The organism is Micromonospora sp. NBC_00860, assembly GCF_045207375.1.
Classification (GTDB): Bacteria; Actinomycetota; Actinomycetes; order Mycobacteriales; family Micromonosporaceae; genus Micromonospora; species Micromonospora vinacea.
Map to the genome: position 1 here is coordinate 4,845,645 of NZ_CP108825.1, position 13,733 is coordinate 4,859,377.

At 72.6% G+C, this 13,733-nt stretch carries 16 protein-coding genes and 1 tRNA gene; 8 read left to right on the forward strand and 9 right to left on the reverse strand.

Features of this window, described 5'->3' with window-relative positions:
- Positions 1-32 precede the first annotated feature (32 nt).
- From OH804_RS22160 to OH804_RS22170, 3 genes are all read right to left on the reverse strand, one after another.
- Positions 33-1,046, reverse strand: coding sequence for a hypothetical protein (locus tag OH804_RS22160; RefSeq protein WP_406066622.1), 1,014 nt, complete (start codon positions 1,044-1,046; stop codon positions 33-35).
- Between the two features lie 149 nt (positions 1,047-1,195).
- Positions 1,196-1,930: a YcnI family protein gene (locus OH804_RS22165; protein ID WP_406059244.1), complete on the reverse strand. Its 735-nt coding sequence runs from the start codon at positions 1,928-1,930 to the stop codon at positions 1,196-1,198.
- 17 nt (positions 1,931-1,947) lie between these two features.
- Positions 1,948-3,615 carry a copper resistance CopC/CopD family protein gene (locus tag OH804_RS22170; protein WP_406066624.1) on the reverse strand — a complete coding sequence of 556 codons (1,668 nt, stop codon included), beginning with the start codon at positions 3,613-3,615 and terminating at the stop codon, positions 1,948-1,950.
- 172 nt (positions 3,616-3,787) lie between these two features.
- Between OH804_RS22170 and OH804_RS22175 the strand changes: the two genes are divergently transcribed.
- From OH804_RS22175 to OH804_RS22190, 4 genes are read left to right on the forward strand one after another with little or no spacing between them, the layout of a single operon-like run.
- Positions 3,788-4,378: a sigma-70 family RNA polymerase sigma factor gene (locus tag OH804_RS22175; RefSeq protein WP_091393473.1), complete on the forward strand. Its 591-nt coding sequence runs from the start codon at positions 3,788-3,790 to the stop codon at positions 4,376-4,378.
- A gap of 33 nt (positions 4,379-4,411) precedes the next feature.
- Positions 4,412-4,936 carry a MauE/DoxX family redox-associated membrane protein gene (locus tag OH804_RS22180; protein WP_406059247.1) on the forward strand — a complete coding sequence of 175 codons (525 nt, stop codon included), beginning with the start codon at positions 4,412-4,414 and terminating at the stop codon, positions 4,934-4,936.
- Entirely contained in the window at positions 4,929-5,645 is a 717-nt protein-coding gene (locus OH804_RS22185; RefSeq protein WP_406059249.1) for a DsbA family protein, read from the forward strand. The genes OH804_RS22180 and OH804_RS22185 overlap by 8 nt, the downstream gene beginning before the upstream one ends.
- Positions 5,642-6,754, forward strand: a complete 1,113-nt coding sequence (locus OH804_RS22190) for a hypothetical protein (RefSeq protein ID WP_406059251.1) — start codon at positions 5,642-5,644, stop codon at positions 6,752-6,754. Before OH804_RS22185 ends, OH804_RS22190 begins: the two co-directional genes overlap by 4 nt.
- Here OH804_RS22190 and OH804_RS22195 read toward each other — a convergent pair.
- Genes OH804_RS22195 through OH804_RS22210 form a run of 4 tightly spaced genes read right to left on the reverse strand, consistent with a single transcriptional unit; the run spans position 6,738 to position 9,439 of the window.
- Positions 6,738-7,496, reverse strand: coding sequence for an energy-coupling factor ABC transporter ATP-binding protein (locus OH804_RS22195; protein WP_406059253.1), 759 nt, complete (start codon positions 7,494-7,496; stop codon positions 6,738-6,740). The genes OH804_RS22190 and OH804_RS22195 overlap by 17 nt on opposite strands.
- On the reverse strand, positions 7,493-8,263 hold the full coding sequence (cbiQ, locus tag OH804_RS22200; RefSeq protein WP_406059255.1) for a cobalt ECF transporter T component CbiQ: 771 nt from the start codon (positions 8,261-8,263) through the stop codon (positions 7,493-7,495). Before cbiQ ends, OH804_RS22195 begins: the two co-directional genes overlap by 4 nt.
- A 16-nt stretch (positions 8,264-8,279) precedes the next feature.
- Positions 8,280-8,717: a PDGLE domain-containing protein gene (locus tag OH804_RS22205; protein ID WP_406059257.1), complete on the reverse strand. Its 438-nt coding sequence runs from the start codon at positions 8,715-8,717 to the stop codon at positions 8,280-8,282.
- Positions 8,714-9,439: an energy-coupling factor ABC transporter permease gene (locus tag OH804_RS22210; protein ID WP_406059259.1), complete on the reverse strand. Its 726-nt coding sequence runs from the start codon at positions 9,437-9,439 to the stop codon at positions 8,714-8,716. The genes OH804_RS22205 and OH804_RS22210 overlap by 4 nt, the downstream gene beginning before the upstream one ends.
- A gap of 220 nt (positions 9,440-9,659) precedes the next feature.
- On the opposite strand from OH804_RS22210, the gene bcp reads away from it, so the two are divergent.
- The 4 genes from bcp (at position 9,660) to OH804_RS22230 (ending at position 11,806) form a co-directional block, all read left to right on the forward strand.
- Positions 9,660-10,136, forward strand: a complete 477-nt coding sequence (gene bcp / locus OH804_RS22215; protein WP_124855233.1) for a thioredoxin-dependent thiol peroxidase — start codon at positions 9,660-9,662, stop codon at positions 10,134-10,136.
- 29 nt (positions 10,137-10,165) lie between these two features.
- Positions 10,166-11,089 carry an HNH endonuclease gene (locus OH804_RS22220; RefSeq protein WP_406059261.1) on the forward strand — a complete coding sequence of 308 codons (924 nt, stop codon included), beginning with the start codon at positions 10,166-10,168 and terminating at the stop codon, positions 11,087-11,089.
- Positions 11,075-11,157: transfer RNA gene (locus OH804_RS22225), tRNA-Leu, on the forward strand. Before OH804_RS22220 ends, OH804_RS22225 begins: the two co-directional genes overlap by 15 nt.
- Before the next feature lie 121 nt (positions 11,158-11,278).
- The gene (locus tag OH804_RS22230; protein ID WP_406059263.1) at positions 11,279-11,806 is read left to right on the forward strand and encodes a GNAT family N-acetyltransferase; all 528 of its coding nucleotides are present in this window, start codon (positions 11,279-11,281) and stop codon (positions 11,804-11,806) included.
- 4 nt (positions 11,807-11,810) lie between these two features.
- On the opposite strand, the gene OH804_RS22235 is transcribed toward OH804_RS22230, so the two are convergent.
- Together OH804_RS22235 and OH804_RS22240 are read right to left on the reverse strand one after the other, a co-directional pair.
- Positions 11,811-12,800: an expansin EXLX1 family cellulose-binding protein gene (locus tag OH804_RS22235; RefSeq protein WP_406059266.1), complete on the reverse strand. Its 990-nt coding sequence runs from the start codon at positions 12,798-12,800 to the stop codon at positions 11,811-11,813.
- A 112-nt stretch (positions 12,801-12,912) separates the two neighbouring features.
- On the reverse strand, positions 12,913-13,731 hold the full coding sequence (locus OH804_RS22240) for an MOSC domain-containing protein (RefSeq protein WP_406059268.1): 819 nt from the start codon (positions 13,729-13,731) through the stop codon (positions 12,913-12,915).
- Positions 13,732-13,733: the final 2 nt, after the last annotated feature.

Genomic DNA, 13,733 nt, shown 5'->3' on the forward strand with positions numbered 1-13,733 from the left:
CGCGTCGGCAGCGCGGAGGGCCACTCGCCGTCTCACCCCCCACCACCGGGCGGGCCGTCACCCGGCGGGACCGCCACCGGCCGGGCCGTGGGCTCGTCCGTGTCGGCGGGCGGCCAGGCGAGACTCAGCGTCACCTCCGGCGGGCGGGGCAGCCGGACCTGCTCGTCCAGGTCGGCGAGGGTGGCGGCGCGCGTGGCGCCGATCGCCGACCGGGAGCGTTCCGGCACTCCGGAGCCGACCGGGGCGAGTTGTCGCGCCGGCAACGACGGGGTCGGGTCGGGTTGCCGGGGACCCAGGCCACTCAGTGAGGTGACCCCGAGCCGGCCGGCGAGCACCGGCACCTGGTCCGGCTCGACCACGAAGATCACCTCGCGCGGGCGCACCGGTCGCAGCAGGAGCAGCGCGGCGCCCACCATCAGCAGCACGCCGATCGCCAGCAGACCCCAGGTGGCCGGGCCGGTCCACCCGGCCCGCAACTCCGCGCGCAGGTCCAGGGCCAGGTCGGCGCCGCCGTCGGGGCGCATCACCACCAGACTCATCGGTTCACCGGCCAGGTCGTCCGCGCTCCACTCCAGCGAGCCGATCCCCTCGCGTACCCAGAAGGGCCGGCCCAGCGGCGTGACCGGCCCGTCGGCCGTCGCGACGCCCGGGGTGCCGGCTGCCGGGCCGGCCGGATCGAGCCGGACGGGCAGCGGGCCCCGGGCCAGCGCCACCCGGCGGACCGTGGCGTGCGGCACCGCCTCCAGCCAGCCACGCACCTCGGCAGTGGGCGCCAGTCCGACGAAGGCCGGCCCGCCAGTCGTGCGGGCGTCCACCCGCAGTCGGGTCTGCGCGGAACGCGCGAAGGGCGCCTCCTGTCGCAGCAACCGGTCGAGGTCGGTGACCACTACCGCGTGACCGGGCGTGCGGACCGTCTCGAAGCGGGCGGCGAAGGCCCCGCCGGGGTCGGCGTGTCGGGTCACCAGCCACAGCCCGCCACCGGCGAACAGCGCCGGAATTCCCACGACCAACAGCACCACTCCGGCGATCACCCGCACGAACCGCATCCGCACCGTCCCCCTCCGTAGCCAAATACCCGGCCGACCTTACCGACGTACACCGTCTGATCAGGGGATATCCACGGCACGGTCGGTGTCGACTCCGGAAAGCACGCTGGCCCGCCGGATCATCCGGCGGGCCAGCGGACGGGAAAGGGTCAGGCCTTGGCGACCGGCTCCCGGCGGGTACGCGCGAACGCCAGCCCGCCCAGCGCCAGGCCGGCCAGACCGGCGACGAGACCGGCCACACCGAGACCGACAGCGAGCCCGTTGCCGTCGTCGTCATCGTCGTCGTCCGGCGATGCGACGGCAGCGGTCGGCGTGGCCGAACCCGCCGGCGCCGCCGCGGCGGCCAGGGTGAGCACCGGCGCGGGGTGCTCCGGCTCCTCGGCGCCCGGCGCCGGCTCGTCGATCCACCGCGAGATGTTGCCGTCCGAGTAGGTTTGCAGGGTCTTGAAGACCATCGAGTCGACCTGCGGCAGCGGCCCCAGCGAGACCGGGAACTCCTGGAACTGCCCCGGCTTCACTCCCGCGTCACCCGAGGCCGTCCAGGTGATCTTGGAGACGGCCTCGGTGAGCTGACTGCCGTGCACCTCGATCGGCGGGTCCACCTTGCGCTTCTCCGTGGCGACCGTCCAGCCGGGCACCGGCATCGTCGACACCGAACCGACCGGGGCGTTCTCCGGGAGCACCACCTCGAGCTTGATGGTCGACGCGCTGTCGCTCTCGTTCGGCACCCGGAACGCCACCCGGGCGTAGCCGCCCTGGGCCGCCTCCTTCGGGTTCACAGTGACGTGCGCGGACGCCGGTCCGGCGAAGCCGAGCACAGCGGTGGCGGCGGCGGTGAACGCCAGGGCGGCAGCGGCGGTTGCGGTGCGCCGGAATCGGGTCATGGGTTTCGCGAACCTTCCTAACGGATGGGCACGGTGGCGGTCACCGTGGCCTGGTCGATGTCGGTCGTTCGGGCGGTGATCTTCAGTTGCCACTCGCCGGCGGTCGGCAGGCTGATGTCGCCGTAGGCGTGACTGTCCGTCAACCGCAGCAACGGCACCTCGATCGGCTCGATCCCGGCCGAGGGCAGCGCCACTGTCGCCTTCCACTCCGCGACCAGCAGTGGCTGGTTGTCCTTGCCGTACGCGTACAGGTGCACCGAGTTGTTGCCCCGCTCGGCCGGGCTCACCTCGACCTCGACGGTCAGCAGCGGGCTGGACAGCCTGGTACTGAAGAGACCGGCCTCGGCCCCGGCGGAGGGGGTTGCCGCGGCGGTGCGGGCGGGCGTGGTCTGCACGAGCGTGGCGGACACGGCCAGCACCACCACGGTGACGACCAACTCCACCAGGACGGCCCGGCGCACCGGCACCGGGCGTTGCGCCGCGACCCGGCTGCGCACCAGGTGCCGGGAGTACGCGGCCACGGCGATGACCAGTGCGAACAGCGCGATCTTGGCGAGCAGCAGACGCCCGTACGTGGTGTCGAAGAGCGCCTGCAGGGTGGCCACCTCGATCAGCGCCTGGACGGTGCCGGCCAGCAGCAGCGCCGAGACGGCGAGCGCCGCCCAGCGCGACCAGATCGGCAGGATCGCGCCCAACTCCCGCTCGTCGGCCTGGCGCAGCAGGAAGACGGCGAGCATGAGCAGACCGCCCAGCCAGACCGCCATGCTGCCCAGGTGGACCGCGTCGACCACCACGGAGACCGCCGGCGCCGGGGAGGCCGCCGCGTGCCCGGCCAGCGGCCAGGTCAACAGGGCGGCGCCGCCGAGGACGGCCAGGATGATCGCGTCCGCGCGGCCGGCGGGCCGGGCCAGCAGCGGTCGGAGCAGGAAGACGGACGCCGCCAGCAGGCCGAGCCGGACCAGGTGGGCGGCACCGAAGGCGCTGCCGAACACAGTGCCGAACCCCTCGCCGGTGACGTCGAAGAGACCACCACCGGCCGTGTAGGGCACCTGCAACCACAGGTCGGCGAGGGTGGCGACGGCCACCAGACCGAGGCCCGTCCAGGCCAGCCGGGTCGGCCCCCGCCGGGAGAGCCGTCGCGGCCAGAGCGCGGCGAGCACCAGCGCCGGCCCCACCAGCAGCACCAGGCCGGCGTAGCCGAGGAAGCGGGCCACCTTCACCGCCGTCTCCACCACCGGGTTGGCGCGGCTGTCAGTGCCCGAGTCGACGGGTGGGGTCGAGGGAGCGCCGACCGAGTAGGTGAACGCCCCGGAGACCGGGTGACTGTCGGCGGAGATCACCCGGAAGCTGACCAGGTAGGTGCCACGGGCGCCGGCCGGATCCACCGGGATGGTCACGACAGTGCTGCTGAACGACGGTTCGCCCCGGTCGGCCCGGGAGCCGTCCGGCGCGATGACCCGGATCTTGCCGGGCACCTTGCGGACCGCCTCGCTGAACGTGAGAACCACCTCGGACGGCCCGCTCGGCACGATGGACGCGGCGGCCGGACTGCTGCTCTCCAGCACCGCGTGGGCGCTGGCGGAGGTGGCTGGCGCGATCAACAAGGCGACGACGGTGACCAGGAGGCCGGCGGCTGCGGCCAGCCGGGCAGCCCAGCGGCGGGGGGCGACAGTCATGCCGGCCATGGTCGCCGATGGGTGTCCCATTCGGCGACCCGAGGGGGGTGGTCGCTTCTGTGGTCGCACGTCATGAACTGGTAGTCGGCCCGGTTCGGGGAAAAGTTCCCGACGTGGCGCAGACCATCCAAGGGCCGAACGACCCTGTCGCCCCGCCGTCAGCCGCGTAACCTGGTCTGTCGTGATCCCTGTCCCGCGTGACTCCGGTGCCGCCGGTCCGGCGGAGCCGGTCGACGAGGTCGCCCGGGACCCGGCAACCGAGTGGGCGCTGACCGCCCGGGACGGTGACCCCACCGCCCAGGCGGCGTTCGTCCGGCTGACCCAGGCCGAGGTCTGGCGGTTCGCCGCCGCCCTGGTCGACCCGGACAGCGCCGACGACCTGACCCAGGAGACCTACCTGCGGGCGTTTCGGGCCCTGCCCGCGTTCGAGGGGCGCTCCAGCGCCCGCACCTGGCTGCTCGGCATCGCCCGGCGGGCCTGCGCCGACCACCTCCGCACTGTCGTCCGGCGTCGTCGACTCGACGAGCGCCTGGCGGCGAACGCGTACACCGACCGTCCGCACCCGGACCCGGCCGGCCAGTTCGGTGCCGCCGACCTGGTCCGCCGCCTCGGCCCCGAGCGGCGCTCCGCGTTCGTGCTCACCCAACTGCTCGGCCTGTCGTACGCCGAGGCCGCCGCCGTCGAGGGGGTGCCGGTGGGCACCATCCGGTCCCGGGTCGCCCGGGCCCGTGACGACCTGGTCGAGGCGGTCGGCGACGCCCTGGCCGGCTGAACCCTGGAACTTCCGGCGCGGACGGGACGACAAATGAGCGTGAGAGCACCTTCCACCCGGGGCGGCCGTTGGCCAGTGGTCCGCCCCTGGCTCGGCATCGCGGCCCGGCTCGGCCTCGCCGCCGTCTGGCTGGTCGCCGGCGCGTCGAAGGTCAGTGATCTCGCCGCCTCCGGGCGGGCGGTCAACGCGTACCAGGTGCTGCCGTACGACGTGGCGACAGTGATCGGCGCGGCCCTGCCCTTCGTCGAGTTGGCGTTGGGCGTGCTGCTGCTGCTCGGGCTGGCCACCCGGCTCGTCGCCGGCGTGTCCGCCGCACTGCTGGTGGTCTTCATCGCGGGGATCGCCTCGGCCTGGGCGCGTGGGCTGGCCATCGACTGCGGTTGCTTCGGCAGCGGCGGGCAACTGGCGGCGGGGCAGGCCCCCAGTTACCTCCCGGAGATCCTCCGGGACCTGGGATTCTTGGTTCTGGCCGGTTTTCTGCTGGTCTGGCCGCGTACGCCGGTATCGGTGGACGGGTGGTTGTCCGGCGAACCCGTTGTGGAGGACGAGGATGAGTAGTCGCAAGGGGCAGCGGGACGCCGCCCGGGTGGTCCGCGAGCAGTTGGCGCGCGAGCGGCGCCGCCGCCGCACGATCTGGGTCTCCGCCGCCGCGGTCGTCGTCCTGGTCGTCGCCGGCGTCATCGGTTGGGCCGTCTGGTCCAGCCAGCGCTCCGACGACTTCACCACCCCACCCGGGGCCAACGCGGCCGGCACCGGCATCGTCACCGGCGGCGGCCCGGTCACCATCGACGTCTACGAGGACTTCCTCTGCCCGGCCTGCAAGCAGTTCGAGCAGACCAGCGGGTCGACGCTCGAACAACTGGTGGCCGAGAACAAGGCGACTGTGGTCTACCACCCGGTCGCGTTCCTCAACCGTTTCTCCACCACCGAGTACTCCACCCGCTCCTCGGCCGCCTCCGGCTGCGCCGCGGCGGGCGGCAAGTACCACGAGTACGCGAAGGCGCTCTTCGCCGAGCAGCCGCCGGAGGGCAGCGCCGGGCTCACCGACGACAAGCTCATCGACATCGGCACCAGCGTGGGCCTCGACCGGGGCTCCTTCGGCAGCTGCGTGAAGGACAAGACGTACCGGACCTGGACCGAGCACGTCACCGACGACGCCGGCCGGAGCAACGTCACCGGCACGCCGACCGTCAAGATCAATGGTCAGCCCCTCGAGAACCCCACCCCGGACGCTCTCACCGCAGCCGTGGCGGCGGCCGGCAAGTGATCCGTACCCTGCTGGGCCGTGCCGGCCTGGTCGTCGCCGCAGCCGGCCTGGTGACAGTGACCAGCGCGGCGCCCGCCGCCGCGCACGGCGCGGACGCGCCGGACGGCACCGACTACCGCACCCGCACCACAGGGGTCGCACCGGCGCGGCCAGGGCTTGAGGTACGCGTCATCGAGGCGGGTGCCCGACTGGAGCTGACCAACCGCACCGGCCGCGCCATCGAGGTCATCGGCTACTCCGGCGAGCCGTACCTGCGCGTCGGCCCGGACGGGGTCTTCGAGAACAGCCACTCCCCCGCCACGTACCTGAACCGCACCATCGCCGGGGACACCGCGCTCCCCGCCGACGCCGACCCGGCCGCCGCGCCGTCCTGGCGGCGGATCGCCGACGGCACCACAGCCAGGTGGCACGACCAACGCGCTTTGTGGCAGGAGGCGGCGCCACCGGCCGCGGTACGCGCCGCGCCGGACCGCGAGCACCGGGTCCGGGACTGGACCATCCCGCTGCGCGACGGCACCGACCCGGTGGTGATCGGCGGAACGCTGGACTGGGTGCCGCCGCCGGACGCGTACACCTGGTGGGCGGTGACCATCGTGGGGCTGCTCGCGGTGGGCGCGCTCGGCCTGCTCGCCGCCACCGCCCCGGCCGGCGCCCGCGCGCTCTCCGCGCTGGGCGTGTCGCTGATCGTCGGCGGCGCGCTGGCCGTCGCGTACCCGGTGGGACGGGAACTGGACGCGGGCGCTCAGGGCGTGGGTGGGGTGCTGGTCGGGCTGCTGTCCGGGCAGATCTGGTCCCTGCTCACCGGCGTCGGCGCGATCGCCGCCGGTTGGTACGCGCTGAGCCGCCGCCCGGGTGCGGACTTCGTGGTCGCGCTGGCCGGTGCCTGCCTGGCGCTCTTCGCCGGAGCGGCGAACGCCGCCGTGTTCGCCAACGCCATCGCCCCCGTGCCCTGGTCACCCGCGGCGGCCCGGGTGATGGTGGCGCTCTTCCTGATCACCGGCGCCGGCACGACAGCCGCCGGCATCCTGCGCCTGCACGCCGCCTCCCGCGCCACCGCGGCGGCACCACGGGTCGAGGCCGCCGAGAGTGGGTCTACGGCTGCGGGGTGAAGCCGTAGGGCAGTTCCAGGCGGTGTCTCGCCAGCAGTGGGGCGTCGTTGAGCAGGGTGTGGGTGGGGGCGTCGGCGACGATCCGGCCGTTGTCCAGGATCACCGAGCGCTCGCACAGCTCCGCCGCGTACGGCAGGTCGTGCGTGACCATCAGCAGGGTCACCGGCAGGCCGCGCAGGATCTCGGCGAGTTCCCGACGGGCCGCCGGGTCCAGGTTCGACGACGGCTCGTCGAGCACCAGGATCTCCGGGTGCATGGCGAGCACTGTGGCCACCGCCACCCGGCGGCGCTGCCCGAACGACAGGTGCTGCGGGGCCCGGTCCCGGTGCTCACCCATCCCCACCGCGGCGAGCGCCTCGTCCACCCGGGCGGCCAGCTCGGCCCCGCGCAGACCCAGGTTCGCCGGCCCGAACGCCACGTCCTCCGCCACCGTGGGCAGGAACAACTGGTCGTCCGGGTCCTGGAAGACGATGCCCACCCGACGGCGTACCTCGGCCAGGGTGGGCCGGTCCGGGGTGACAGTCAGCCCGCCGACGCTCACGCTGCCCTCGGTCGGGGTGAGGATGCCGTTGAGGTGCAGCACCAGAGTGGTCTTACCGGCGCCGTTGGGCCCGAGCAGCGCCACCCGGTCGCCCCGCGGCACGTTCAGGTCGACCCCCCGCAGGGCGACGTGCCCGTCCGGGTACGCGTAACGAACACCCCGAACGTCCAGCGAGACAGCGGTCTGCACGACACCGATCATGACAGCACGACGGCGGTGGCGGCGATGGAGGCCGCCAACACCGGCACTGTCGCCGCGACCAGCCACTGACCGGCGCTCGCCGCACCCTCGCCCTGCCACACGGCGGGCATCCGCCCGGTGTAACCCCGGGACAGCATCGCCAGATAGACCCGCTCGCCGCGCTCGAAGGCGCGCAGGAACAACGCCCCGATCCCGGCGGCGAAGCCGCGCAGCTGCCACAGGAAGCGCGGGTCGTCGCCCCGGGAGATCCGGGCCACCCGCATCCGCCGCGCCTCGCCGACCAGCACGTCGAGGTAGCGCAGCATGAACGTGGCGATCTGGGTGAGCACCTGCGGGCAGTGCAGCCGGTCCAACCCCACGATCAGGTCCCGGGTGGTGGTGGTCGCCGCGAGCAGCAGCGACACGAGCACCCCCAGGGTGCCCTTCGCCAGGATGTTCCACGCGCCGTGCAGCCCGTCCTCGGACAGCCGCAGGCCCAGCACCTCGACCCGGTCGCCGCTGCCCAGGAACGGCAGGGCGACGGCGAACAGCACGAACGGCAGCTCGATCAACGCTCGGCTGAGCAACCACCGTGGCCCCACCCGGGCCAGCGCCGCCACCACCGCCACCAGCACGGCGTACGCGCCGAAGGCCCAGAACGCCTCGCGCGGAGTGGCCACCACGGCGATCGTGAAGACCACCATCGCCGCGATCTTGACCTCGGGCGGGAGCCGGTGCACCGGCGAGTCCGACTCGCGGTACAGCACGTGCCCGTGACCGGCACCCATCTACGCGTACCCCTGCTCAGCTGGCCGCATCGGCGCGGCGCCGGACGTCGTCGGGCGCCGTCGTGATGCCGTCGGTCGGCGTGGTGCCGTCGATCGACGTGGTGCCGTCGGTCGGCGTCGTGCCCCGGCGGCGCAGCAGCCAGAACCCGCCGGCCCCGATCGCGAAGGTGACAAGCACCCCGAGCACCCCGGAGAGGCCGGTGGAGACGAAGCTGTTCCGGACGCCCCGTACGCCGTAGTCGGCGAGCGGGCTGTCGGCCAACTCGTGGTCGCGGGCCTGCTGGGCCGGGCAGCTCCCCCCGACGATGGTGTCGTCGGCGTCGACGGTGCAGCCCTTGAGCAGTGACGAGTCCAACCCGTCCGGGTGGGACGAGGCGTAGTTGCTCACCACACCGGCGAGCAGCAGGGCGACCAGCAGGCCGCCGGCCAGGAAGGCCCAGGAACGGTTCTTCATCGGGCACCTCCGGCGACCGGGACAGCGGGGGCGGCGGGGGCGGCGGGCGTGCGCAGGGAGCGCAGCGCGTACACCAGGTCGGGGCGCACCTTCGCGACGGTGAGCACCGTGGTCGCGGTGATCAGGCCCTCGCCGATGCCGATCAGCAGGTGGACGCCGGCCATCGTGCCGGCCAGCCCACCCAGGTTGTTGCCCAGGTCGGTGGTGCCACCCAGCCAGTACTGCAGGACGAAGCCCTGCGACGCCACCACCACGCTGATCGTCGCGGCGACGAACGCGGTCACTGCCAGACCGGCCCGTGTGCGGGGCAGCACCCGCAACAGCAGCGCGATCAGCGCGTATGCCGCGGCGGTGCCGAGCAACGCCATGTTCGTGATGTTGAGGCCGAGCATCGCCACGCCGCCGTCGCCGAAGATCAGTGCCTGTACGACAAGCACCACGGCCACGCAGAGCGCGCCGACCCACGGGCCGACCAGCATGGCGGCGAGCGCGCCACCGAGCAGGTGGCCACTGACACCGGCCGTGAAGATCGGGAAGTTGAGCATCTGGACGGCGAAGATGAACGCCGCCACCAGGCCGGCCATCGGGGCCAGCCGGTCGTCCAGGTCGCGCCGACCGCGCAGGACGCAGGCGGTGAGCGCGGCAAGAGCGAGCGCAGCGAAGATCGCTGCCACAGGACCGTCGATGATCCCGTTCGAGATGTGCATCGCCAGTGTCTCCACGCGACCTCCCACGCGTCAGCAGGCCCGACCGGGCCGGCGTGGGTCAGCTTATTTCCCAACCATCGTTGTTGCCAGACTCTGGCAACAACGCATGGGCTTGATCACTCCCAGCGGCAGGCTCAGCCCGACCGCCTCCCGGTGACCAAGCGCCGACGCGCCGCCCGCCGCGACGCGTCTCGTCGGCGACGGCGCTCAGCGGCTCGGCGGTAGGGTCGGGGCCATGACCTCGCCCGACCGCCTCTCCCCCGGTGACCCCGCGCCCGAGTTCACCCTCGCCACCGACACCGGCGACCAGCTCTCCCTCGCCGACCTGCGAGGACGCAAGGTCGTCCTGTACGCCTACCCGGCCGCGATGACCCCCGGCTGCACCAAGCAGGCCTGCGACTTCCGCGACTCACTCGCCTCACTCCAGGCCGCCGGCTACGAGGTCGTCGGCATCTCCCCGGACAAGCCGGAGAAGCTGGCGAAGTTCCGCGAGCGCGACGCCATCACCTTCCCGCTGGTGTCGGACCCGGACAAGGCCGTGCTGACCGCCTACGGCGCGTACGGCGAGAAGCAGCTCTACGGCAAGACCGTCACCGGCGTGATCCGCTCGACGTTCGTGATCGACGCCGACGGCAAGGTCGAGCGGGCGCTCTACAACGTCAAGGCCACCGGGCACGTCGCCAAGCTCCGCCGCGACCTCGGCCTGGACTGACTGTCGCACCGGATCGCTACGGTCCGTCAGTGGTCCGATACAAGTACACACCCGAAGCGCTGGCCGCCGCTGCCGCCGTCGCCCGCAACATCACCGAAGTGATGCGGCTGCTCGGCGTACGCGTCAGCGGTGGCTCACACGCTCACATCAGCCGGCAGCTCAAGCGCTTCGGCATCGACACGTCGCACTTCACGAGGCAGGCACACAACAAGGGCCGCAGCGGCGAACGGCGCATCACATCGGCCCAGCTCCTGGTTGTGCGACCTAACGGGTCCCGCCGGACGCCCGGCGCGCGGTTGAAGTGGGCGCTGGGCACCCTCGGCGTGCCGGAGGAGTGCGAGGGGTGTGGGACAGGGCCGGTGTGGCGAGGCGCGTCCCTCATCCTGCACGTCGACCACATCAACGGGGACTTCCTCGACAACCGGCCCCCGAACCTGCGGCTCCTCTGCCCGAACTGTCACAGCCAGACCGCGACCTACGCCGGGCGGGGAAAATCGGCCTCCGACCTCCCCATCCTCGCGCCGCCGACCGATGGGGAGGGACGCTACGGCGGGACGGCCGGCTCCGATCGCCGACCGGCCACCCGTGCGGAACTCGTCGACCTGTTCGGTCGGGTCGACGCACAGCAGGTGACGGCCCTGGAGGCGGCACGACAGTGGGGCTGGACCCCGGCGTACCTGCACAAGGTTCGGCGAAGGCTGGAGCAGGATGGCGTGTTGAAGCCGCGCCCGAGCCGCAGTTGGCGTTCGATGGCTCATCGCGACGCGGTAATAGAACAGGCACTGGCGCACCCGGATGTCGGACCGAAGCGACTGTCCGGCATTCTCCGCAATCTGCCTGGCGGCGGATGCCGAGTTGGTCACGGCACGATCTCCACCATCCTCAAGGAGGCCGGGCTCAACACCGCCGAAGCCAGACACTCTAAACTCAGGGAGTTGGCGGGAGTGGCGTAACGGCAGCCGCGCAGGTCTTAGGAACCTGTATCCGGAAGGATGTGGGGGTTCGAATCCCCTCTCCCGCACAGGTCAACACGCACCGAGTGCCGGCGCGCGGCGCTCGGGCTCGTCACTGTCGCGGGCCTGGTTGTCGGACGCGTCACTGTCGCGGGTCTTGGGCCTGGTCATCGGGTCAGGATGGCGAGCGTGAGTCTGCGCTTCGTCCTCGACCCCGACCTGACCCCGCAGCTGCGTGCCGAGATCGTCGACCTCTGGGTGGACGTCAGCAACGCCGGCGGCGCTGTCGGTTTCGTGCCTCCGGTCACCGCCGCCGATGTGCACGGCACCGCCGATCCGACCTTCGCCGGTATCGCCGACGGACCGGACCGCCTGCTCGTCGGCTACTCCGGGGACCGACTGGCGGCCATGTTGATCTTCGGTGACAACCGGTTCCCACTCAAGGCGCACTGGTGTGTGGTGAAGCGGGTGATGGTCCGTCCAGACACCCAGGGCACCGGCTACGGCTCGGCGCTGATGGTGGAGGCCGCCCGGCTGGGCAGGGCGTTCGGCCACGAGGCGCTGCACGTCACGGTGCGCGACGGCCTGGGGTTGGACAAGTTCTACGGTCGCCTCGGGTACCGGGAGATCGGCCGGCTGCCGGGCGCGTTGCGGGTTGCCCCCGATGACGACCGGGACGAGATTCTGATGTGGCTCGATCTGACGGTGGCCGACTGAGCGGTCAGCCCGCGCACCACCGGGCGTTCGCCCGGGCCGAGCTGGTGGTCGGCGGGTCGGTGGCCGGCTGGCTCGTCCTGGCCACCTCGACCGGGCGACGGGTCGGCGTCGGCGTGACGGCGGGTCGGTTGCTCGGTGGCCGGGTCGACGCGGACGGACGTCGAGTGCCCGCCCCGCCGCCCGGTGTGTACATCCGGACCGTGCTGTTCTGCACCTTGCCCGGTGCCATCCGAATGCCGGCGACGGTGGCCCGGTTGCCGTACACGTCGGTGACCCGGAGGGTGAACGGGCCCGGCCCGGCGCCAGAGGCGATCAGCCAGTAGTTGTAGTCCTGCCGGGCGGCCGACTGCCAGGGGTCGCTGTCACCCTGCCGGACCTCGACGGACCGCAGCGGGTTGCCGTGGTTGCCGACGCGCACGGCGAACCACCACTGCGACGCGCCCTCCTTGATCCGGAAGGTGAGTGGTCCGGGCAGCGGCGGGTTGACCACAGCACGGTAGGTGACCGGCACGAGGCCCTGGACCGGATCGGCGATCCGGGCGAACGCCTCGCGGGACAGGTCGAGGTGGCCGGGCTCGCACTCCGGGCACTGGTCCATGATGAGCACCCGGACGGTGCCCTTCGGGCCGACGACGTCGAGGAATCCGCCGCAGGCGGCACCGGCGGAGTATTCCGTCGGACCGAGCGCGACGTAGAGCCGGTTGGCCGGGGCCGCCGGGTTGGAGCAGTTGCCGCCGGCGCCCTTGGAGTCGTAGAAGGTGGCCTTGCCGCTGTGTGTGGCGTTGCCGGTGGGCGGGGCGGCGGCGAGCGTCCGGCCGGCGGCGCAGGCCGGGGTGGAGCCGGAACGCAGGGTGAGGGTGAGCCCCAGCGTCGCCGCGAGGACTGTGACGCCGGCGGCGATAAGCCAGGGCTTCGCACCGGACGGCGGCGCGGGCCGGTCCTCTGGAGGGTGGTCCAGGTCGATGTTGATGTCGACAGCGCTTCCGTCCGTCACGACGGCGATGCTGCCGGACCTGGGCGCGTACGGACAAGCGGGCTAAGCCAAAGCTAAGACAGCATCGACGGACGGTGACCGCCGGGTGCGGGTTTGCCGGTCGGTGTGTCGGTCAGGGCGCGAGAACGATCGGGGCGTCGACGGCCAGGGGTCCACTGTCGAGTGGCACCAGGTTCAGTCCGAAGAGGAGTTTCTGCTTGACGTTGCGGTGCCGCCCGAGGGTGCGCAGTGGCTCTTTGGTGCGTACCCCGGTCTCCTGGTCAGTGGTGGTCACCAGGCAGCGGTCGCACGGTCCGGCGGCCCGGAACAGTCGGTCGCCGATGCGCAGCGGTCGACCGACCCAGTCGTCCTCGGCCCAGGCCGGCGCACCGCTGACCACCAGGTTGGGTCGGAACCGGGTCATCGGCACCGGTTCCTCCCCCGCCTCGGCCAGCCAGTCGTTGAGGCCGTCGAGGGAGGCGGCGTTGGCCAGCAGCACCGGGTAGGCGTCGGCGAAACTGACCTGGTCACCGGTGTCGTGTTCGCGGGTCCCGGCGGCCAGGTGACGGGTCGGCTGGGCCAGCCAGACCAGCCGGACCGGCCGGCCGAGCAGGGCGCCGAGCCAGTCGTCGGCCGCCTGGCCGGCCGGCAGCGCGGGCACCGGGAACGTGCGGCTGCGGAAGGTTCGCACCGCGACGGGTTCACCGACGGCCGGTTCTGGCACGTCGAGGTCGGGTTGCCCGTCGGCGCGCAGCCACAGACCCCCGGGGCGCACCGAGGCGCGCAGGCCGACGAGCCGGGTCGTTTCCCGTTGGGTGACGCCGACGCCGTCGGCGTCCACGACCATCCAGCGTCGGTCGCCGGCCAGGCCCCACTGGTGCACGAACGCGCCGTCGTGGTCGAGCCGGTGACAACCCTTGATGGGGTACGTGTGAATCGAGGTCAGCCGCACCC